This is a genomic window from Pseudomonas sp. GW822-FHT03F08 (genome assembly GCF_058801265.1).
In genome coordinates, this window is the sequence record NZ_JBXANC010000018.1 from 31,001 (window position 1) to 52,376 (window position 21,376).

Sequence of the window (21,376 nt, forward strand, 5' to 3'; positions counted from 1 at the left end):
TCGTATTACCCGCCGTCTGTCGGCGTCTGCTGTTATCGATGTTAAAAAAGTACAGGTAACAGGTCAGAAGAAGCCAAGACAGATCGCAGCGCTAGGTTTACTGTATTCGCCCTGCGCCCGTGTAATCGTGTCGACGCAGTTGCCCCCTCGCCCAAACATGGCGGGGAGGTCTTTTCAGTGTTCAAAAGGCCGTTCAAGTAAAAAGGAAAACCGCAGCGATGGCGTACTACCGCACTCCTCATGACGTTACCGCTCTGCCTGCCTGGCAAGCGTTGAAAGACCACCGCCAAGCCATGCAGGATTTCAGCATGCGCGAAGCCTTCAACGCCGATCCGCAGCGCTTCAATCAGTTCACCCTCAGCAGCTGCGGACTGTTTCTCGACTATTCGAAGAATCTGATCAACGCCGAGACCCGCAACCTGCTGGTGGGCCTGGCCAATGAAGTCGATCTCAAGGGCGCGATCAAGGCGCTGTTCGACGGCGAAATCGTCAACTCCTCCGAAGGCCGCCCGGCGCTGCACACCGCCCTGCGTCGCCCGGTCGGCGACAAGCTGTCGGTCAACGGCGTCAACGTGATGCCTGAAGTACACAAGGTGCTGAACCAGATCACCGATCTCGTGGGCCGTATCCACGACGGTCTGTGGCGCGGTTACACCGAGAAGCCGATCACTGACGTGGTGAACATCGGCATCGGTGGTTCCTTCCTCGGCCCTGAGCTGGTCTCCGAAGCCCTGCTGTCCTACGCCCAGAAAGGCGTGCGTTGCCATTACCTGGCAAACATCGACGGCAGCGAATTCCACGAGCTGACGCAAAAACTGCGCGCTGAGACCACGCTGTTCATCGTTTCGTCGAAGTCGTTCAACACCCTCGAAACCCTGAAAAACGCCCAGGCCGCGCGTGCCTGGTACCTGGCTCAGGGCGGTTCGGAAGCCGAGCTGTATCGTCACTTCATCGCCGTATCGAGCAACAACGCGGCAGCTGTGGCGTTCGGTATCCGTGAAGAGAACATCTTCCCGATGTGGGACTGGGTCGGCGGTCGTTACTCGCTGTGGTCGGCCATCGGCCTGCCGATTGCCCTGGCCATCGGCATGTCCAACTTCAAGGAACTGCTGTCCGGTGCCTACACCATGGACCAGCATTTCCAGAGCGCGCCGTTCGAACAGAACATGCCGGTGCTGCTGGCCCTGCTCGGCGTGTGGTACGGCAACTTCTGGGGCGCGCAGAGTCACGCGATCCTGCCGTACGACCACTACCTGCGTAACATCACCAAGCACTTGCAACAGCTGGACATGGAATCCAACGGCAAGAGCGTACGTCAGGACGGCACCCCGGTGTCGACCGATACCGGTCCGGTGATCTGGGGTGGCGTAGGTTGCAACGGTCAGCATGCTTACCACCAGTTGCTGCACCAAGGCACCCAACTGATCCCGGCCGACTTCATCGTGCCGATCGTCAGCTTCAACCCGGTGTCCGACCACCATCAGTGGCTGTACGCCAACTGCCTGTCCCAGAGTCAGGCACTGATGCTCGGCAAGACCCTGCCGGAAGCCGAAGCCGAACTGCGCGACAAAGGCATGAGCGAAGCCGAAGTGCAGAAACTGGCACCGCACAAGGTGATCCCGGGCAACCGTCCGAGCAACACCATCGTGGTCGAGCGCATCAGCCCGCGTCGTCTCGGCGCACTGGTGGCGATGTACGAACACAAAGTCTTCGTGCAAAGCGTGGTCTGGGGCATCAACGCCTTCGACCAGTGGGGCGTGGAACTGGGCAAGGAACTGGGCAAGGGCGTCTACAACCGCCTGGTCGGCAGCGAAGAAACGGCCGCCGAAGATGCTTCCACCCAGGGCCTGATCAACTACTTCCGCGGCCGTCACCGCGGCTGATCCTGCACTGAACACACCCCCTCGCCATGAGGGGGTGTTTGTTTACGGGTCTTGAACCCTCCCCGCTCTCGGCGCATCTTTATCCTTGTCGCATAACAAGAATAAGGAACCGTCATGTTCGATATCAGCACGTTCCCCAAAGCCGATGCCGTCCGCCGGGCTGCCCAGTTGAGTCAGGACGACTACCATCGCCTGTACCGCGAATCCATTGAACACCCCAGCACCTTCTGGGCCGAACAGGCCACGCGCTTCCTCGACTGGAGCACGCCGTGGCAGACCGTCCAGCGCTATGACCTGAAGACCGGCGAGGCTTCCTGGTTTGCCGGGGCGAAACTGAACGTCAGCTACAACTGCATCGACCGTCACCTGGAAAAGCGCGGCGATCAGACCGCCATTCTCTGGGAAGGCGACGACCCTGCCGAATCGACGCAAATCACCTACAACAAACTCCATCACCACGTCTGCCGCCTGGCCAACGTGCTGAAAAGCCGTGGCGTGAAGAAAGGCGATCGGGTGTGCATCTACATGCCGATGATCCCCGAAGCGGCCTACGCCATGCTCGCCTGCACGCGGATCGGCGCGATTCACTCGGTGGTGTTTGGCGGTTTCTCCCCGGACTCGTTGCGCGACCGCATTCTCGACGCCGACTGCCGCACCGTGATCACCGCCGACGAGGGCGTGCGCGGTGGCAAGTTCGTGCCGCTGAAACAGAATGTCGACAAGGCCCTGCAGAGTTGCCCGGACGTCAGCACCGTCGTAGTAGTCGAGCGCACCCAGAACAAGATTGACTGGGTCGAAGGCCGCGACCTCTGGTATCACCAGGCCGTGCGCGACGTCAGCGACGATTGCCCTCCGGAACCGATGGACGCCGAAGATCCGCTGTTCATCCTCTACACCTCCGGCAGCACCGGCAAACCCAAGGGCGTGCTGCACACCACCGGCGGTTACCTGCTGCAAGCGGCGATGACCTTCAAGTACGTCCTCGACTACCGCGATGGCGAAGTGTTCTGGTGTACCGCCGACGTCGGCTGGGTCACCGGCCACAGTTACATCGTCTATGGCCCGCTGGCCAACGGCGCGACGACGCTGATCTTCGAAGGCGTACCAAGCTACCCAAGCACGTCGCGGTTCTGGCAGGTGATCGACAAACACAAGGTCAACATCTTCTACACCGCCCCCACTGCCCTGCGCGCACTGATGCGCGAAGGAGCAGGTCCCTTGCAGGAAACGTCGCGACAGAGCCTCAGATTGCTCGGCAGCGTCGGTGAGCCGATCAACCCGGAAGCGTGGGAATGGTATTTCAACGTCGTAGGCGAACAGCGCTGCCCGATAGTCGATACCTGGTGGCAGACCGAAACCGGCGGCATCATGCTCAGCCCGCTGGTCAGCGCCCAACGGATCAAACCGGGCTGCGCCACCCAACCGATGTTCGGCGTGCAACCGGTGCTGCTCGATGAGCATGGCAAGGAAATCAAAGGCGCCGGCAGCGGCGTGCTAGCGATCAAGTCGAGCTGGCCGGCGCAGATCCGCAGCGTCTACGGTGATCCGCAGCGCATGGTCGACACCTACTTCAAGCCCTACCCCGGCTACTACTTCACCGGCGACGGCGCCCGCCGCGACGAGGACGGCGACTACTGGATCACCGGGCGCATCGACGACGTGATCAATGTCTCCGGCCACCGCATCGGCACCGCCGAGGTCGAGAGCGCGCTGGTGCTGCACGACAGCATTGCCGAGGCCGCCGTGGTCGGTTATCCCCATGACGTCAAAGGCCAGGGCATCTATGCCTTCGTCACGCCCATGAACGGTGCCGAACCCAACGACGAACTGAAAAAGGAACTGCTGGCCCACGTCAGCAAGGAGATCGGCAGTTTCGCCAAACCGGACCTGATCCAGTGGGCCCCGGCCCTGCCGAAAACCCGTTCGGGCAAGATCATGCGGCGGATCCTGCGCAAGATTGCCTGCAACGAACTCGACAGCCTCGGCGACACCTCGACCCTGGCCGACCCGAGCGTGGTGCAGGGGCTGATCGACAAGCGCCTTAACCAGTAGAATCATGGGCGCGGTCAACCGGCCGCGCCGCCCTTCATCACTGAGTTGCCATGGAATTCATCCGCAGCCGTATCGAAAACCAACTCATGAGCCTGACCGGTCTCTCCCTCGGCCAGCTCGATCTGGAAAACCCCAAGGGCGATCCCGGCCTGTTCGGCCCGGACTCGATCAGTTGGCAAGTGCACGGCGACTTCAGCAGCATGTTGATCGGCGGCATCAGTGCCTTGTTGCTGCAAGCCTTGCACCCACTGGCACTGGCCGGCGTCTGGGACCACTCGAACTTTCGCCAGGACATGCTCGGCCGCTTGCGCCGTACCAGCCAGTTTGTCTCCGGCACTACGTTCGGCTCGAAACGGGACGCCGAATGGCTGATCGAAAAAGTCCGCACCATTCACCTGCAAGTCGTCGGCACCGCGCCGGATGGCCGGCCTTATGCGGCCAGCGATCCGGATCTGCTGACCTGGGTGCACGTGGCCGAAGTCAGCAATTTTCTCGCCGCCCATTTGCGTTACCGCAACCCGCAGTTGTCGCCGGTAGACCAGGATCGTTACTACGCGGAGATCGCCGTGGTCGCTGAACGACTGGGTGCCCGGGATGTGCCGAAGTCGCGCCAGGCCGTGGCCGATTACCTGCAGCGCATGCGTCCGCAGTTGCTGTGTGACGAGCGCAGCCGCGAAGTCCTGCGCCTGTTGCTCGATGCCCCGGCACCCAGCGTTCTGGCGCGGCCGTTTGGCGACCTGATGATGAAGGCCGGGATCGACCTGCTGCCGGACTGGGCCAGCGACATGCTGGATGCCCGCCAGAACCCGCTGCAACGCCAGTTGATCCGCGCCAGCGTCAAACGCAGCGCGCCAATGCTGCGCTGGGCGATGCGCAATGGATCGGTTCAGCGGGCCCAGCGGCGGATGGGGCTGAGCTGAAGCTCAGTAACTGCTAAACTCCCGCGCCCCGATTCCCTCCAGCAAGGCGCAAGCATGTCTTCCCTGAATCAGGCGCTGCGCGCCGCCCTCGATCAACGCCAGGATCTGCTCGCCGAGCTGCACCGCCAGGGCACCGACTGCTATCGCCTGTTCCACGGCAGCCAGGAAGGTGCCGGCGGCCTGACTATCGACCGCTACGGCCCGCAACTGATGGTGCAGAGTTTCCACCAGACGCTGGAACTCGCCGACCTGCTGCAACTGCACGCCACGGTGAATGAAACGCTGGGATTGCAAACCTTGCTGGTTTACAACGACCGCTCCCGTGGCAACTCACGCATCGATCGTGAAGACAGCGTCTACCGCGCCGACGATGCTGCGTTGGTTGATCTGGTCGGCCACGAATGGGGCCTGAACTACCGTGTGCGCGGGCGCCACGCCGGACAGGATCCGCTGCTGTTCCTCGACCTGCGCAACACCCGCGGCTGGGTCAAGGATCACGCCAAGGGCAAAAGCGTGCTCAACCTGTTCGCCTACACCTGTGGCGTCGGTCTCAGTGCGGCCGCCGGCGGTGCCCGCGAGGTATGCAACCTGGACTTCGCCGAGGGCAATCTGGCGGTCGGCCGCGAGAACGGCTTGCTCAATCCGCAACTGCCAACCATGGAGTTCATCCAGTCCGACTACTTCCCGGCGATCCGCCAGTTGGCCGGTCTGCCGATCAGTCAGCGTCGCGGGCAGAAACTGCCGAGCTATCAGCGCCTCGAACAGCGCCAATACGATCTGGTGCTGCTCGACCCTCCCGCGTGGGCCAAAAGTGCGTTCGGCACGGTCGATCTGCTGCGTGATTATCAAAGCCTGCTCAAGCCAGCCTTGCTGACCACTGCCGACAATGGCGTGCTGATCTGCTGCAACAACCTGGCGAAAGTCAGCATGGACGACTGGCGCGAACAGGTGCTGCGCTGCGCCGAGAAAGCCGGGCGCCCGGTACGCGAATGGAGTGTGATGACGCCGGGTGCCGACTTCCCTTCGCTGGATCAACAACCGCCGCTGAAGACCCTGATTCTTCAGCTCTGATTTTCTGGCTCTAAAGTCGCGCAGGAAATTTCCCACAGAAAAATCTGAACAATCCTGATCACAGGCTATTACTTCGGAACCGGAATCGCGTGCCATACTCCAAGGCACTCCGATTCAGACAGATGAAGCCGCACATGCCCAAAGGATTGATTCGCGCGATTGGCGCCTTGTTGACCGCTCTGGCCCTCTACAGCCTGCTGGGGTTTCTGATTTTGCCGGGCATTGCGCTCCGGGTCGCCAACCAGCAACTGGCCAACTACGCGACGGTGCCTGCGCACATTCAGCGTATCGAACTCAATCCGTTCAGCCTCGAAGTTACGCTTTGGGGCCTGGTCATCGGCGAGCCAGGCAAGGAACAGGTCGGTTTCGAACGCCTGTACGCCAACCTGCAACTCGACAGCCTGTGGACAAAAGCGCTGCACCTGTCCGACATCGAACTGGACAAACCCAAGACCGAAGTCCTGTTCGCCCAGGACGGCAAACTCAATCTGTTGGGTCTGTTCAAGTTGCCGGCCAGTGAACCGACGCCGGCCGATCCGAATGCCAAACCGTTTCCGCTGCGCATCGACCGGATCAAACTGGCCGGCGGCAACGTGCATTTCGAGGATGCACGCCCGAGCGAACCGATCGAGTTCCTCTACGACAAGCTCGATTTCGAACTGAACAACCTCAGCACCCTGCCCGACGACAACGCCGACATGACCCTGGTCGCCATCGGCCCGGCCGGTGGACAGATCGACTGGAAAGGCAACTTCAGCCTGATCCCGATCGCCTCCGAAGGCACGCTCAAAGTCACCGATGGCCAGATGAAAGCCTTCTGGCCCTACGTGCGCGACGCCGTGCCATTGGTGCTGGAAAACGGCGTGGTCAGCCTGAGCACCGACTACAAGCTCAACCTGTCCAAGGAAACCGAATTGCTGTTGAGCAACGTCTCGGTCAGTGTTGCGCCGTTTGCGATCAAGGCCCCGGACGGGCGCCCGCTGGCGAAACTCGACCGCCTCGACGTCAGCGAAACCACGGTGGACCTGGCCAAACAGCAAGTGGTGGTCGGCAAGATCCGCAGCCAGAAACTCGAAACCTGGGCCGCCCTTGAGGCGGACGGGCAACTGGACTGGCAGAAACTGTTCGCCAGTCAGCCGTCGAAACCGGCCGCCAAGGCGGCGGCGGAACCGAAAAGCACGCCGGCGGCTGCCGACTCACCGAAACCGGAACCGGCCGCACCGGGCAAACCGTGGCAGGTGCTGCTCAAGGACGTGCAACTGCGTGACTACAAAGTGCATCTGGCCGACCGCTCGGCGAAGCCGGAAGTCACGCTGGATGTCACGCCGCTGAACCTCGACCTGCAGAATTTCGACAGCCTCAACGGCTCGCCCTTCAACGTCAAACTGGACACCGGCCTGGGCAAGCAAGGCAAGATCAGCGCCGACGGCGTGGTCAATCTGGCACCGGTCACGGCCCAACTCAACGTGAAGACGCAGGACATCGACCTTCGCGTCGCCCAGTCCTACATCAACCCGTTCATTCGCCTGGAACTGCGCAGCGGCATGCTCGGCAGCGATCTGAAAGTGAATCTGAAAAGCGTCACACCTCTGGCACTCAGTGTCACCGGTCGCGCCCAGGTCGATCAGTTGCACACCCTCGACACCTTGAAGACCCGCGACTTCCTCAAGTGGCAGCAAGTGGTGGTCGAAGGCCTGAACTATCAGCACGGCGACAACCTGTCGATCGACAAGATCAACCTGTTCCAGCCGTATGTGCGGTTCATGATCAACGATGACCGCACCACCAACATCGACGACTTGCTGATTCCGCAACCTGCCGATTCCGGGGCGAAAACCGCAGCGGCCAAACCAGCCGGCAACTCGAAACCGCTGGGCATTCATATCGGCGGTATCGCGATCAATGACGGCTCGGCCAACTTCGCCGACTTCAGCCTGACCCCGAATTTCGCCACCGCAGTCCAGCAGCTCAACGGCCAGATCGGCACCATCGACAGCCGTCAGGCGAAACCCGCCAGCGTCGACGTCAAAGGCAAGGTCGACCGCTATGCGCCGGTGACCATCAAGGGCGCGGTCAACCCGTTCGATCCGATGGCCAGCCTCGACATCGCCACCAGTTTCAAACGGGTCGAATTGACCACCCTGACGCCCTACTCCGGCAAGTTCGCCGGTTACCGGATCCGCAAGGGCCGGCTCAATCTCGACCTGCACTACCTGATCACCAAGGGCCAGCTCAAGGCCGAGAACAAAGTGGTGGTCGAGCAGCTGCAACTGGGTGAGAAAGTCGACAGCCCGGATGCCGTGAGCCTGCCGCTGAAACTGGCGATTGCGTTGCTCAAGGACGTGGACGGCAAGATTTCCATCGAGCTGCCTGTCACCGGCGACCTCAATAACCCGCAATTCAGCGTGATGCCGATTATCTGGCAGACCCTGCGCAATCTGGTCGTCAAAGCCGCCGCCGCACCGTTCAAGATGATTGGCGGGCTGATCAACGGGGGCGGTTCCGAAGACCTCGGCACAGTGTCATTCGCACCGGGTTCCAGCGAACTGAACAAGGACGCCGAAGCCGCGCTGGTCAAACTGTCCCAGGCCTTGAAGGAACGTCCGGCCCTGCGCCTGGAAATCGAAGGCACCGCTGCCCAAAGCAGCGACGGCCCGCTGATTGCCGAACAGCGTCTGGAACGTGAATACCAGTACAACTACTACAAGATGCTGCAGCGCCGTGGCGACAAGGTGCCGGCTCAGGCATCACTGATCCAGGTCCCGGATGACGAAAAAGGCCCGCTGCTCGAAGGCATCTACCGCACTCGTCTGAAAACCCAGCCGCCGGCTGAATGGAAAGATCTGGGCAAGGAAGAGCGCACCGCGAAAATGCGTGCGGACGTGATCAAGTTCTGGAGCTCCAGCGATGTGCTGCTGCGCCAACTGGGTCAGGACCGTGCCAGCAGCATCAAAGATTATCTGGTGGACAAAGGCCAACTGGCCGACGACCGCGTGTACTTCATCGACGCCAATCTCGGCGAAGCGGAGAGCGACGGCCGCGTGGTGACGCAAATGCATCTGGACGCCGAGTGATGAACAGCCAATGGCTGGCGGCAATAGTGCTGGCGCTCATCGCCAGCCAGGCCTCGGCGTCCGATACGCTGCGCTGCGGCAGTCAGTTGGTCAGCCTTGGTGACCGTTCCAGCGAGGTGCTGCAAAAGTGCGGTGAACCGGTCAGCCGTGACGTGCTGGGCTACAAGCGCAGCGCCAATCGCCGGGAAGAGTTTCAGGTCGAGGAATGGACCTACGGCCCGAGCAACGGCATGTACCAATACCTGCGCTTTGAAGGCAATCGCCTGCGGCAGATCAACAGCAAACGCGGTAACTGACCTCCCCATTGGTTTTCCCGTCCCTGAAATAGAACAGGCCCCGACACGAATGCCGGGGCCTGTAATGGCCACTCCCTGTGGCCGTTCGCATGAACTCTAAAGTGCGGCAGACGTATGACTCGGCCCGCCTGTCGCGTCTTCTCCCGGTCCAGGCGAGAAGTCTTGCCTTACTCGGCTTTCAGGCCGTCAGCGGAGACCGCTTTCACGCCTTTGATTTTCTTGGCGATGGCCACGGCGGTGGTTTTCTGAGCTTCGGTGATGGCAACGGTCGAAGACAGGGAAACGACGCCTTTGTTGGTTTCTACTTTGATATCAGTGCCTGGAATGCCTTTTTCGGTAACCAGGTCGCTTTTGACTTTAGTGGTGATCCAGGTGTCGGAAGTGGCCTCTTTCGCCTTGGTCATTTCACCGGCGGCCAGGGTCATTGGCGCCTGGGTTGCCTGAGTGGATTGTGCGAATGCGCCGGTGGCCATGGTCAGGGTCAGCGCGGTAGCAGCAGCGGCAGTGATAGCGAACTTCTTCATACGAGTAACTCCTGTTTTTCTGGAAAGTCTGCTGCGTGTCTTGTCAGCAGGGTTACTGGAGATATTGCGAACGCTGTGCCAAGTTTTCAAAAGAAAATAATTCTTTATAAATCAATAAGTTATAAATCATGAACATTTTCGGAATCATGCAAATTGCATGACGTTCGAATTATCTGCATGCAAGTTGCGGCTTTTGGAAAAGTTCCTAACACGCTGAAATGATTGAAGCTTTTGTGAAGTGCCGGGCAAAAGAAAATGCCCCGCAAAGCGGGGCATTTCATGACGCCTGGCTCGCCGGTCAGGCACCGCTGCCCGGGCAACCTTTAGGCGCGTAGTCCGGGTTGACCGTGGAGGCGCAACTCCAGACACCGGCGGTGTTGCCGGTAGCAGCACCCGTGCGGGAGAGCGTGATGGTCTTGCCCAGTACCGGGCCTGGTGCGTTCACCAGCGTGCAGGTGATCGTGCCGGCCCCTGTCGAAGCCGTGCCCGACGCCGCCAACGTGCAGTTGGAGGTGGTGGCTGCCGCGTTACCGGCCACCAGTAACAGGGTCGGGTCGGTACCTTGATTAATGGTGTCCTCGAACGGCACTTTGAGGGCGCTGATTTCCGCCAGCCCTGCCGTCACCTTCGACCGTGCCTGGTACTTGGTGTATTGCGGCAACGCGATGGTGGCCAGGATGCCGATGATCGCCACGACGATCAGCAGCTCGATCAGAGTGAAACCTTGTTGTTTCTTCATAGACACGCTCCATGCATGAGTCGGAATCTCATGATCTGAACAGGACTCAGCACAGCCCGTGCCAAGGCGCCCGTACCCGCGCAGTCTGGGCGCGATCACGCTATCGCGGTGTTTCCTACAACCTGTAACCGCACTATCTGACACTTTTTGTCACCTGCACCGAGGCCGTTTGGCGCTGTCACTTGACTAGGCTATAAGTCATGAACTGTCTGCATCCGGGATTCCCATGAATGACATCGCTCTGAGCGGTCTGGCCAAGCAATTGGTACAGGCCGAACTGCTCACGGAAAAAAGCGCCCAGCAAGCCTGGCAGCAGGCCCAGCGCAATCGCCTGTCGCTGGTCAGCTATCTGGTACAGAACAAACTGGTGAAGAGTTCGCAGGTTGCCGAGATCGCCTCGGAGCATTTCGGCATGGCGTTCCTCGATCTCAACTGCCTGGACAAGGAAACCCAGCCCAAGGGCCTGGTCAGCGAAAAACTGGTGCGCCAGCACCACGCGCTGCCCCTGTGGCGGCGCGGCAACAAGTTGTTCGTGGGGATTTCCGACCCGAGCAATCATCAGGCAATCAACGATATTCAGTTCAGCACCGGGCTGACCACCGAAGCGATTCTGGTGGAGGACGACAAGCTCACCGACGCCATCGAGAAGTTCTTCGACACCCACGCCTCCGGCCTGGAAGACATGGCCGATGTCGACCTCGACGGGCTGGACGTCGAGTCCATCGATGACAGCAAGCAGGACGCCATCGGTGGGCTGGACGCCGACGATGCGCCGGTGGTGAGGTTCGTCCACAAGATGCTGCTGGATGCGATCAAAAGCGGCTCCTCCGACCTGCACTTCGAACCCTACGAGAAAAACTATCGGGTTCGGGTCCGTACCGACGGCATCCTGCGCGAAGTGGCCAAGCCGCCGATTCAACTCGCCGGGCGCATCGCCGCACGCCTGAAGGTCATGGCCAGCCTCGACATTTCGGAACGCCGCAAACCTCAGGACGGGCGACTGAAGATGCGCCTGTCGAAGAGCAAGTCGATCGATTTCCGGGTCAACACCTTGCCAACCCTGTGGGGCGAGAAAGTGGTGATCCGGATCCTCGACCCGTCCAGCGCGCAGATAGGCATCGACGCCCTCGGCTACGAGCCGGAGCAGAAAGACCTGTACCTCGCTGCCCTGAAGCAACCACAAGGCATGATCCTGGTCACCGGTCCCACCGGTTCCGGCAAGACCGTGTCGCTGTACACCGGGCTCAACATTCTCAATACCGTCGACATCAACATCTCCACTGCCGAAGACCCGGTGGAGATCAACATGGAAGGCATCAATCAGGTCAACGTCAATCCTAAGCAGGGGCTGGACTTCGCCCAGGCCCTGCGCTCGTTCCTGCGTCAGGACCCGGACGTGATCATGGTCGGCGAGATCCGCGATCTCGAGACTGCGGAAATCGCCATCAAGGCAGCGCAGACCGGTCACCTTGTGCTCTCCACGCTGCACACCAACAGCGCCGCGGAGACACTCACCCGCTTGCACAACATGGGCATTCCCGGCTTCAACATCGCCACGTCGGTCAGCCTGATCATCGCCCAGCGTCTGGCGCGAAAACTCTGCAGCCACTGCAAGAAACCCATCGAGATTCCCCGCGAAACCTTGCTCAAGGAAGGCTTCCCCGAGGAACGCATCGGCAGTTTCACGATCTATGAGCCCGCCGGTTGCGATCAATGCAACGGCGGCTACAAGGGACGCACCGGGATTTATGAAGTAGTGAAAAACACCCCCGAGCTGCAACGGCTGATCATGGCCGAGGGCAACTCATTGGAAATCGACAGCCAGATGCGCCTGGACGGCTTCAACGACCTGCGCACCTCGGGACTGATCAAGGCGATGCAAGGCATCACCAGCCTTGAAGAAATCAACCGGGTCACCAAGGACTGAACATGGCCGTCAAGGCAGCGAAAATCAGCGTCTATGCCTGGGAAGGCACGGACAAGAAAGGCAGCAGGATCACCGGCGAGTTGAGCGGACAAAACCCCGCGCTGATCAAGGCACAGTTGCGCAAGCAGGGCATCAACCCCGGCAAGGTGCGCAAGAAATCCGCGTCGTTGCTGAATTTCGGCAAACGCATCAAGCCGCTGGACATCGCCCTCTTCACCCGGCAGATGGCAACCATGATGAAGGCCGGCGTGCCGTTGCTGCAGTCGTTCGACATCATCGGCGAAGGTTTTGAAAACCCGGCGATGCGCAAACTGGTGGACGAGGTGAAACAGGAAGTCGCCGCCGGTAACAGCTTCGCTGCGGCCCTGCGCAAGAAACCGCAATACTTCGACGAGTTGTATTGCAACCTGGTCGATGCCGGCGAGCAATCCGGCGCCCTCGATACCCTTTTGGAACGCGTAGCGACCTACAAGGAAAAAAGCGAAAGCCTCAAGGCCAAGATCAAGAAAGCCATGACCTACCCCACCGCCGTGATCCTGGTGGCGGCGGTCGTCACCGGGATTCTGCTGGTGAAAGTGGTGCCGCAGTTCCAGTCGGTGTTTTCCGGGTTCGGTGCCGAACTGCCGGCGTTCACCCTGATGGTGATCGGCCTCTCGGAGTTCATGCAGCAGTGGTGGTGGGCGATTCTCGGCGTGCTGGTCGCGGCGTTTTTCGGCACCCGCCATGCCCTGAAGAAATCCCAGGCCCTGCGTGACCGGCGTGATACCTGGCTGCTGAAACTGCCGCTGGTGGGCACCATGATGTACAAGTCCGCCGTGGCCCGTTTCGCCCGAACCCTGTCGACCACGTTTGCCGCCGGCGTGCCGCTGGTCGAAGCGCTGGACTCGGTTGCCGGGGCCACCGGCAACGTGGTGTTCAAACGTGCGGTGCTGCGCATTCGCCAGGACGTGGCCACCGGCATGCAACTGAACTTTTCGATGCGCACCACCGGAATCTTTCCGAACATGGCCGTGCAGATGACCGCCATCGGCGAAGAGTCCGGCGCCCTGGACGATATGCTCGACAAGGTTGCCGGGTTCTACGAGGAAGAAGTGGATAACATGGTCGACAACCTCACCAGCCTGATGGAGCCTTTCGTCATGGTGGTACTCGGGGTGATCGTCGGCGGGCTGGTCGTGGCCATGTACCTGCCGATCTTCCAACTCGGCTCAGCGATCTGACATGCCCATCGACGAACTCTTCGCCCTCTATCCGCTGGCCTTTGTCTTCACCGCTCTGGTGCTCGGGCTGGTGGTCGGAAGCTTCCTCAATGTCGTGATCTGGCGCCTGCCGAAAATGCTCGAACGCGAATGGCGCCAGCAGGCCCACGACGTGCTCGGGCTGCCCGTCGAAACGCCGCTGCCGGTCTACAATCTGATGCTGCCGCACTCGCAGTGCCCGCATTGCGCCCACCGCATTCGTGCGTGGGAAAACATTCCGCTGCTCAGCTACCTGTTTTTGCGCGGCCGCTGCTCGTCATGCGCGGCGCCGATCAGCAAGCGTTATCCGTTGACCGAACTGGCCTGCGGCGTGCTGTCGGCGTTCATCGCCTGGCATTTGGGTTTTGGCTGGCCGGCCTGTCTGATGATCGTCCTGACCTGGGGCTTGCTGGCGATGAGTCTGATCGACACCGAGCATCAGCTGTTGCCCGACGTGCTGGTGCTGCCGCTGCTGTGGCTGGGATTGATCGTCAACAGCTTCGGCCTGTTCGTCTCACTGCACGACGCGTTGTGGGGGGCAGTGGCCGGTTATATGGCGCTGTGGTCGGTGTTCTGGCTGTTCAAGCTGCTCACCGGCAAGGACGGCATCGGTCACGGTGATTTCAAGTTGCTGGCGCTGCTCGGGGCCTGGGGTGGCTGGCAGATTCTGCCGCTGACCATCCTGCTGTCCTCGCTGGTGGGCGCCGTGCTCGGGGTGATTATGCTCAAGCTGCGCGACCAGAAAACCTCGACGCCAATCCCCTTCGGGCCGTATCTGGCAATTGCCGGCTGGATTGCCTTGCTCTGGGGTGGTCAAATAACCGACTTCTATTGGCAGTTTGTCGGTTTGAAATGAATACCCCTGTGGAAAAACCCTGGATTCTCGGCCTGACCGGCGGCATCGGCAGCGGAAAAAGCGCAGCCGCCCAGCACTTCATCGACCTCGGCATCCATGTGGTGGACGCCGATCATGCGGCACGCTGGGTGGTTGAGCCGGGGCGCCCGGCGCTGGCAAAAATCGCCGAGCACTTCGGTCCGGATGTCCTGCAGGCCGATGGCACGCTGGATCGCGCAGCGTTGCGCAAGCTGATCTTCGAAGTACCGGAGCAACGCCGCTGGCTCGAAGCGCTGCTGCATCCGCTGATCGCCGAGGAAATCGCCCATCACTTGGCGCTGGCAAAATCGCCTTACGCGATTCTGGTTTCGCCGCTGTTGATCGAGTCCGGACAGTACGCGATGACCCAGCGGATCCTGGTGATCGATGCTCCGCAGCAACTGCAGATCGAACGCACCTTGCAGCGTGACCAGACCAGCGAACAGCAGGTCCAGGCCATCCTCAAGGCTCAATCCAGCCGCGAAGACCGCGTCAGCCGCGCCGACGATGTGGTGGTCAACGACCGCGACCTCGCCTGGCTGCACGGCGAGGTCGAGCGCCTGCATCACTTTTACCTGACTTTATCTGGAGGCCAGTCATGAGCCCGATCCCGACCGTTGAATGCCCGACCTGCGGCGCCCCGGTGGAATTCACCCCCGAGAACAAATTCCGGCCGTTCTGCTCGGACCGCTGCAAACTGATCGACCTCGGCGCCTGGGCGTCGGAAGAACACAAGATCCCGGTCGCCCCGGATGCCGAGGACGAACTGTTTTCCGGCGACTTCGACCCGCGCCACTGATCCTCTGATCAGGGCCGCATGAAGCCGTAGTCCTGATTGTCGTCGAGGTTTTCTGCCAGAAAGCGCAACTCGTCGGCCAGGTCTTCGGCGTTGCGCACCGCCTTGCTCTGCTGCACCACGGCACTGAGCAAGGCGCGCAGGCTCAATCCAGGATCGAACCCCACCTCCTGCGCCATCTCCAGACTTTGCCGGGTTTCCTGCCTCGCCCACTCGTAAACACTCATGCCGCTGCTCCTGAAGGGATTTGGCCGAGCATGAAATGCCGCGCATGGGGTGGATTTGATGTAGATCAAGACTTGGGATCGTCGTCCTTCCAGGGCGCCGAAAGGTAGCGGGTGCGGTTGAAGGTCTCCAGCCATTCCGGGCTGAACACCACCAGTGCGCTGATCACCATACCGTTGATGAACGCTTCCGGAAAAATCAGCAGCCACAGGTAACCGATGAAATCTTCCAGCCATTCGGGCATGGCGAAGAGGCCGTCGTACCAGAGCAAGGTCAGGCTCAGCACCAGGCATGACAGCGCCGACAAGGCCGCCGCGAAGAAGCCGGAGCAAAAGATATACACAAACGGATTACGCGGTTGCGCCCGCTCGACCAGGATCGCCACGCCCTCGGTGATCAGCACCGGCAGCAGGATCAGCAACGCACCGTTGACCCCGACCGCCGCCAGATCCTGGCGTCCCAGCAGGACCAGCCCGATCTGCGCCACCAGCCCGCCCACAATCGCCAACGGCCAGTCGAGCAGCAACGTCACGGCGGTCATGCCAATGAAGTGATACGACACACCCGTGTCGAAATCCCTGCGCACCATCCACAACAGAAACAGCGCGAACACGGTGCCGAACAGCAAGTGCTGACGACGGCTGTCGCTGAACAATTCGACCCACGGCGAGCGGCAGATCGCCCAGAGCAGCACGGGCAGGTAGATCAGCCAGCCAAGGGTCAGACTTGTCGATGACAGCAGTTCTGCACCGATCATGATCCCATCACCTTCATTCGCACCGCAGACTCCTTTGATTGGCGCTCCTGTGTCGAAGTCTACACCGCCACCCAGGTGAAACTGCCGATGCAAAGCTTTCTGCTTGTCGCAATTGAACGCTAAGCTTGGGCCTATGGATGACTCAGATTATTTACGCCTGCTGACCATCGCGGCCGAGCAAGCCAACGCGTTCCTGTCCAATGCCCGCAAATGGGAGCGTGAGCGTTGGGTCTGCCAGCGCCTGCTGCAAGGCCTGAATATTCCGTATCGCGCCGACGAATTCGCCCCGGCCGGCGAGCCACCGGACGTGTTGTTTCGCGATGCCAACTTTGAGGTGTTTTTCGTTCTCGACGAAGGCCGCCGCCTCAACGATGAATGGCGCGATGAGCTGCAACGTCGACGCAGCGCCTTTTCCCTGAGCCAACTGGTGCGCCGCGAGGCCAAGCCACGGCGGATTCAGGCCAATGAATTTCTGCTCAGGCTGGCGCCGACCTTGCGCAAGAAAGCGCACAACTACAAGGAACGCGGCATGGACCTGGGCGAACTGGACATCATCGCCTTCGCCAGCCTCAAGCGCGAAGTGCTCGACCTCAACAGCCACTTTCCTCCGCCCACCGAATATTTGCGACAGGGCTGGCGCTCGCTGTCACTGGTCGGACCGACGTTCGCCCGCGTCTTGTTCGCCCACCCCGATGCACCGGATTTCCTGCGCAGCAACCTGGGTCGCAGCATCGTGTTCGATGTCGGGATCAGCCTGTAATCCCTAAGCAGGATGGCGCAAACACTGGCCGGATGTTACAAAAGCGCAATCATTCGCCCGGATGACATGCGCCGTTCAACGCTCGCAGGCAAACCGCTGTAACGTCTGCGCATTCAGCAACGTCTATCCCTGACGAGGCCTCATATGACCAGCCGCCTGAACCCCGATGACCAGAAGCATGTCGAAGAGTACCTGCAGTTGTCCCAACACCGTGTCGAGCGCCGGCCATTCCGGCCGTGGATGCTCCTGGTGGTGGTGCTGGCAGTGACCATTGGTCTGGGCCTGTTGAGCCGATTTATCAGTTACCTGACGCTATGAGCTGCATCGCGCTCGCTCGGGTTACGACGACAACGATTTCCTTTAAAAACCTTGCGAGCTATTCCCATGTCCCATCGTATTGTCATTGTCGGCGGCGGCGCCGGCGGTCTGGAGTTGGCTACCCGTCTGGGTAAGACTCTGGGCAAACGCGGCACTGCCAGCATCATGCTGGTCGACGCGAACCTCACGCACATCTGGAAACCGCTGTTGCACGAAGTGGCCGCCGGATCGCTGAACTCCTCCGAAGACGAACTCAACTATGTCGCCCAGGCCAAATGGAACCACTTCGAGTTCCAGCTGGGGCGCATGAGCGGGCTCGATCGTGAGCAGAAGAAAATTCAGCTCGCCGCCACCTACGACGAAAACGGCGTGGAACTGGTGCCGGCGCGGGAAGTGCCCTACGACTCGCTGGTGATCTCGGTCGGCAGTACCACCAACGATTTCGGTACCCAGGGCGCAGCGCAGCACTGCCTGTTCCTCGACACCCGCAAACAGGCCGAGCGTTTCCACCAGCAATTGCTCAATCACTATCTGCGTGCTCACGCCGGGCAAACCGATGTGGTCCAGCAGATCAGCGTGGCTATCGTCGGCGCCGGCGCCACGGGCGTCGAACTGGCGGCCGAGCTGCACAACGCCGCTCATGAGCTGGCGGCCTACGGTCTGGACCGGATCAAACCGGAAAACATGCACATCACCCTGATCGAAGCCGGGCCACGGGTGCTGCCAGCCCTGCCGGAACGTATCAGCGGGCCAGTGCACAAGACTCTGGAAAAACTCGGGGTCAATGTGATGACCAACGCGTCGGTCAGCCAGGTCACCGCAGACAGCCTGATCACCGCCGATGGCAACGAGATCAAGGCCAGCCTGAAAGTCTGGGCTGCCGGGATCCGCGCGCCGGGTTTCCTCAAAGACATCGATGGCCTGGAAACCAACCGCATCAACCAGCTGCAAGTGCTGCCGACCTTACAGACCACCCGCGACGAAAACATTTTCGCCTTCGGTGACTGCGCCGCCTGCCCGCAACCGGGCTCGGATCGCAACGTTCCGCCACGGGCCCAGGCTGCGCACCAACAGGCGTCGCTGCTGGCCAAGTCGCTGAAACTGCGGATCGAAGGCAAGACCCTGCCGGAGTATAAGTACACCGACTACGGCTCGCTGATTTCGCTGTCGCGTTTTTCGGCTGTGGGTAACTTGATGGGCAACCTGACCGGCAGCGTGATGCTCGAAGGCTGGCTGGCGCGGATGTTTTACGTGTCGCTGTACCGCATGCACCAGATGGCGCTGTACGGTCCGTTCCGCACCGCCATGCTGATGCTGGGCAGCAAGATCGGACGCGGCACCGAGCCGCGCCTGAAGCTGCACTGATGTAAAACGCTGTGGGGGCGGGCCTGCTCGCTCCCACAGGGTTTTGTCTTTTACTGTATCTGCCCCCCGCTTTCCCCACCTTCGCTTACAAACGCCCCCGCTCCTCGACACAGACGCGATACACCGCCACCGCTTAATGGCCACACCCGAGCACACCTGCTCCGGCTGATCACCCTTAACGTGTGGTTGCGCAGCGCAACCGAAGGAGAATGAAATGACCCGCACTTCGAAAATTGGCAAAACCTCCCTTGGCCTGGTCGGTGCCGTACTGGCTGGCGGCCTGATGCTGTCCGGCTCGGTGTTCGCCGCACAACCGCTGGCCCAGGGCTACATGGTTGCCTCGGCTGAAACCTCGGTGAAAACCCCGGAAGGCAAATGCGGTGAAGGCAAATGCGGCGACGCGTCGATGGCCAAGACCGACACCGATGGCGACGGCAAAGTCTCGCGCGCCGAGTTCCTGAAGGTTGCGCCGAAGTCCGACTTCGACAAGATCGACACCAACCATGACGGCTTCATCGACGAGCAAGAGGCTTACAACAACGTCAAAGCCAACTTCGAAGCCAACGGCAAGAAAATGCCGAAAGGCCTGTTCGAACACCTGAAAGACCAGGACGGTGCCTGATTTTCATTCTGTCCCGACAAAACAAAGCCGCGCTTTCTCTCACGAGGAGCGCGGCTTTTTTACGTCTGCCGGGATTACAGCTGGAAGCGTCGCACCATGCCCTGCAATGCATTGGCCAGTTTCGATAGCTCATGACTGGAAGCGCTGGTTTGATCGGCGCCGGCCGCCGAACGCACCGACAGGTCACGAATATTCACCAGGTTGCGATCCACTTCCCGCGCGACTTGCGCCTGCTCTTCGGCGGCGCTGGCGATCACCAGGTTGCGTTCGTGGATCTCATGCACCGACGCGGTGATGGTTTGCAGCGCCTCACCGGCCCGTTCGGCCAGCACCAGCGTGGTGGACGCACGCGAGGCACTGGCCTGCATCGATTCCAGTGCCCGGCTCGAGCCGTTGCGCATGCCCTGCACCATCTGTTCGATTTCCTGGGTCGATTGCTGCGTGCGATAGGCCAGTGCTCGGACTTCGTCGGCGACCACGGCAAAACCGCGTCCGCTCTCCCCGGCTCGCGCGGCTTCGATGGCGGCGTTGAGCGCCAGCAGGTTGGTCTGCTCGGCGATCGCCCGGATCACGTCCAGCACCTTGCCGATGTCTTGAGATTGATTGGCCAGTGATTGCACCAACTCGCCGGTGTGTTGCACCTCACTGGCCAGCGCGTTGATGGCGCTGGCGGTTTCACTGACCCGCTCTTGCCCCAGATGCGCCGATTCGCTGGACTGGCGCGTCGCGTCGGAGGTCGACACTGCATTGCGTGCGACTTCCTCGACCGCCGTGGTCATCTCGTTGACGGCGGTGGCGGCCTGTTCGATTTCGTTGTTCTGTTGTTGCAGGCCCTGGGTGCTGTCGAGCGTGACGGCATTGAGTTCATCGGCGGCGGTCGCCAGTTGCGTGGCCGAACCGTTGATGCCTTGCAGGGTTTCACGCAGGTTCTGTTGCATGGTCGCCAGCGCCTTGAGCAAACGGCTGACCTCATCATTGCCATCGGTCTCGATCGGACGCGTCAGATCGCCTCTTGCGACGTTTTCCGCAGCATCCACAGCGACGCTCAGGGGGCGAACGATGCTGCGCGTCAGCAGCATCGCCAGGGCCACGGTCGCCAATGCCGCCAGTGCGATGAACAGGCTGACGATGGTGCGTGAGGTTTCGTAGTGCGCGGCGGAGTTGCGGCTTTCTGCGGCGACCTGTTTGGCGAACAGATCTGCCAGGTCGTTGAGTTGCTTGCCGGAGCCGTCGACCACGGTTTTCATGTCGACCAGCAGCAGTTTGGTCAGCTCGTCACGATTGCCTTGCTCAGCCAATGCGAAAGATTGAGTGATGCCGGCGCGGTAGGCCGCGAAGGTTTTCTTGAACTGATCGTATAACTGCTGGCCTTCCGGGGTGGTGACCAGTCGGTCGTACGCGGCGATTTTTTCGCTCAACTCCTTGTCGCGGGTGTCCATCTGGCTGCGGTAGGTGGCGACGTTGTTCGGGTCCTGATCCAGGGCCATGCGCAGGGAGATGGTGCGGATGCGCAGCATGATTTCGCGGATCTCGTCACCACCGCGGATGCTCGGCAGCCACTGATTCTCCACGGCGACTTCGCTCTCGCGGATGCTCGACATCTGCCCCAGGGCAAACACGCCGAGCAACGCCACCAGCACAGCGATCAGGGCAAAGCCCAGGGCGGCACGGGGAGCAATATTCAACTGACGAAGCAACATGACGAACGCCCTTTTTCTTGTATTGGCCGGATTCAAGGGGCGATCGACGGCAGCCCCTTTTCGTTAGCGGGCTATCGGCAAGTTGTACGATGACTTGAATGAAACATTTTTGGAGGGCAAAAAAAATCCCCGTATCTTTCGATACGAGGATTTTTAATATGGTCGGGGTAAGGGGATTCGAACTCCTGACATCCTGCTCCCAAAGCAGGCGCGCTACCGGACTGCGCTATACCCC

General features: G+C 60.7%; 20 protein-coding genes and 1 pseudogene. 15 read left to right on the plus strand and 6 right to left on the minus strand.

Annotated features, from left to right (window positions below; genetic code table 11):
• Positions 1–218 precede the first annotated feature (218 nt).
• From pgi to AC1RME_RS29415, 6 genes are all read left to right on the plus strand, one after another.
• Complete coding sequence (gene pgi, locus AC1RME_RS29390; RefSeq protein WP_096820901.1) at positions 219–1,883, plus strand: glucose-6-phosphate isomerase; 1,665 nt, start codon at positions 219–221, stop codon at positions 1,881–1,883.
• A gap of 114 nt (positions 1,884–1,997) precedes the next feature.
• Positions 1,998–3,935: an acetate--CoA ligase gene (acs, locus tag AC1RME_RS29395; protein ID WP_493092117.1), complete on the plus strand. Its 1,938-nt coding sequence runs from the start codon at positions 1,998–2,000 to the stop codon at positions 3,933–3,935.
• 50 nt (positions 3,936–3,985) lie between these two features.
• Positions 3,986–4,855 carry an oxygenase MpaB family protein gene (locus tag AC1RME_RS29400; protein ID WP_102621084.1) on the plus strand — a complete coding sequence of 290 codons (870 nt, stop codon included), beginning with the start codon at positions 3,986–3,988 and terminating at the stop codon, positions 4,853–4,855.
• Positions 4,856–4,909: 54 nt separating this feature from the next.
• Positions 4,910–5,926 (plus strand): class I SAM-dependent rRNA methyltransferase, encoded by a 1,017-nt coding sequence (locus AC1RME_RS29405; protein WP_096820898.1) that lies wholly within the window; start codon positions 4,910–4,912, stop codon positions 5,924–5,926.
• A gap of 122 nt (positions 5,927–6,048) precedes the next feature.
• Positions 6,049–9,000 (plus strand): DUF748 domain-containing protein, encoded by a 2,952-nt coding sequence (locus AC1RME_RS29410; RefSeq protein ID WP_493092118.1) that lies wholly within the window; start codon positions 6,049–6,051, stop codon positions 8,998–9,000.
• On the plus strand, positions 9,000–9,296 hold the full coding sequence (locus AC1RME_RS29415) for a DUF2845 domain-containing protein (RefSeq protein WP_493073028.1): 297 nt from the start codon (positions 9,000–9,002) through the stop codon (positions 9,294–9,296). The genes AC1RME_RS29410 and AC1RME_RS29415 overlap by 1 nt, the downstream gene beginning before the upstream one ends.
• A 167-nt stretch (positions 9,297–9,463) precedes the next feature.
• Here the strand turns inward: AC1RME_RS29415 and AC1RME_RS29420 are convergent, their stop codons facing one another.
• Together AC1RME_RS29420 and AC1RME_RS29425 are read right to left on the minus strand one after the other, a co-directional pair.
• Positions 9,464–9,820: a BON domain-containing protein gene (locus AC1RME_RS29420; RefSeq protein ID WP_096820895.1), complete on the minus strand. Its 357-nt coding sequence runs from the start codon at positions 9,818–9,820 to the stop codon at positions 9,464–9,466.
• 298 nt (positions 9,821–10,118) lie between these two features.
• The gene (locus tag AC1RME_RS29425) at positions 10,119–10,559 is read right to left on the minus strand and encodes a pilin (protein ID WP_096820894.1); all 441 of its coding nucleotides are present in this window, start codon (positions 10,557–10,559) and stop codon (positions 10,119–10,121) included.
• Positions 10,560–10,785: 226 nt separating this feature from the next.
• On the opposite strand from AC1RME_RS29425, the gene pilB reads away from it, so the two are divergent.
• The 5 genes from pilB to yacG are packed head-to-tail and all read left to right on the plus strand — an operon-like array spanning position 10,786 to position 15,397.
• The gene (pilB, locus tag AC1RME_RS29430) at positions 10,786–12,486 is read left to right on the plus strand and encodes a type IV-A pilus assembly ATPase PilB (protein ID WP_096820893.1); all 1,701 of its coding nucleotides are present in this window, start codon (positions 10,786–10,788) and stop codon (positions 12,484–12,486) included.
• A 2-nt stretch (positions 12,487–12,488) separates the two neighbouring features.
• A complete protein-coding gene (locus AC1RME_RS29435; RefSeq protein WP_493073027.1) occupies positions 12,489–13,706 on the plus strand; it encodes a type II secretion system F family protein in 1,218 nt (405 codons plus the stop codon).
• 1 nt (position 13,707) lies between these two features.
• Positions 13,708–14,580 carry a prepilin peptidase gene (locus AC1RME_RS29440; protein ID WP_273539013.1) on the plus strand — a complete coding sequence of 291 codons (873 nt, stop codon included), beginning with the start codon at positions 13,708–13,710 and terminating at the stop codon, positions 14,578–14,580.
• Positions 14,577–15,200 (plus strand): dephospho-CoA kinase, encoded by a 624-nt coding sequence (gene coaE, locus AC1RME_RS29445; protein WP_096820890.1) that lies wholly within the window; start codon positions 14,577–14,579, stop codon positions 15,198–15,200. The genes AC1RME_RS29440 and coaE overlap by 4 nt, the downstream gene beginning before the upstream one ends.
• Entirely contained in the window at positions 15,197–15,397 is a 201-nt protein-coding gene (gene yacG / locus AC1RME_RS29450) for a DNA gyrase inhibitor YacG (RefSeq protein WP_096820889.1), read from the plus strand. Before coaE ends, yacG begins: the two co-directional genes overlap by 4 nt.
• A gap of 8 nt (positions 15,398–15,405) precedes the next feature.
• Here the strand turns inward: yacG and AC1RME_RS29455 are convergent, their stop codons facing one another.
• Together AC1RME_RS29455 and AC1RME_RS29460 are read right to left on the minus strand one after the other, a co-directional pair.
• On the minus strand, positions 15,406–15,621 hold the full coding sequence (locus AC1RME_RS29455) for a hypothetical protein (RefSeq protein WP_096820888.1): 216 nt from the start codon (positions 15,619–15,621) through the stop codon (positions 15,406–15,408).
• A gap of 65 nt (positions 15,622–15,686) precedes the next feature.
• Positions 15,687–16,376, minus strand: coding sequence for an energy-coupling factor ABC transporter permease (locus AC1RME_RS29460; protein ID WP_096820887.1), 690 nt, complete (start codon positions 16,374–16,376; stop codon positions 15,687–15,689).
• A 133-nt stretch (positions 16,377–16,509) separates the two neighbouring features.
• Here AC1RME_RS29460 and AC1RME_RS29465 point away from each other — a divergent pair, with 133 nt between their 5' ends.
• The 4 genes from AC1RME_RS29465 (at position 16,510) to AC1RME_RS29480 (ending at position 19,441) form a co-directional block, all read left to right on the plus strand.
• Entirely contained in the window at positions 16,510–17,136 is a 627-nt protein-coding gene (locus tag AC1RME_RS29465) for a DUF1780 domain-containing protein (RefSeq protein ID WP_493092119.1), read from the plus strand.
• Between the two features lie 144 nt (positions 17,137–17,280).
• Entirely contained in the window at positions 17,281–17,454 is a 174-nt protein-coding gene (locus AC1RME_RS29470; RefSeq protein ID WP_096820886.1) for a DUF3094 domain-containing protein, read from the plus strand.
• A 66-nt stretch (positions 17,455–17,520) separates the two neighbouring features.
• Positions 17,521–18,819: an NAD(P)/FAD-dependent oxidoreductase gene (locus AC1RME_RS29475; protein ID WP_096820885.1), complete on the plus strand. Its 1,299-nt coding sequence runs from the start codon at positions 17,521–17,523 to the stop codon at positions 18,817–18,819.
• 214 nt (positions 18,820–19,033) lie between these two features.
• Complete coding sequence (locus AC1RME_RS29480; protein ID WP_096820884.1) at positions 19,034–19,441, plus strand: HvfA family oxazolone/thioamide-modified RiPP metallophore; 408 nt, start codon at positions 19,034–19,036, stop codon at positions 19,439–19,441.
• A gap of 74 nt (positions 19,442–19,515) precedes the next feature.
• On the opposite strand, the gene AC1RME_RS29485 is transcribed toward AC1RME_RS29480, so the two are convergent.
• Positions 19,516–20,379 carry a methyl-accepting chemotaxis protein gene (locus AC1RME_RS29485; protein WP_493092120.1) on the minus strand — a complete coding sequence of 288 codons (864 nt, stop codon included), beginning with the start codon at positions 20,377–20,379 and terminating at the stop codon, positions 19,516–19,518.
• Positions 20,371–21,141: pseudogene (locus AC1RME_RS29490) on the minus strand (MCP four helix bundle domain-containing protein); the annotation flags it as partial. The gene AC1RME_RS29485 and the pseudogene AC1RME_RS29490, both read right to left, overlap by 9 nt.
• Positions 21,142–21,376 lie beyond the last annotated feature (235 nt).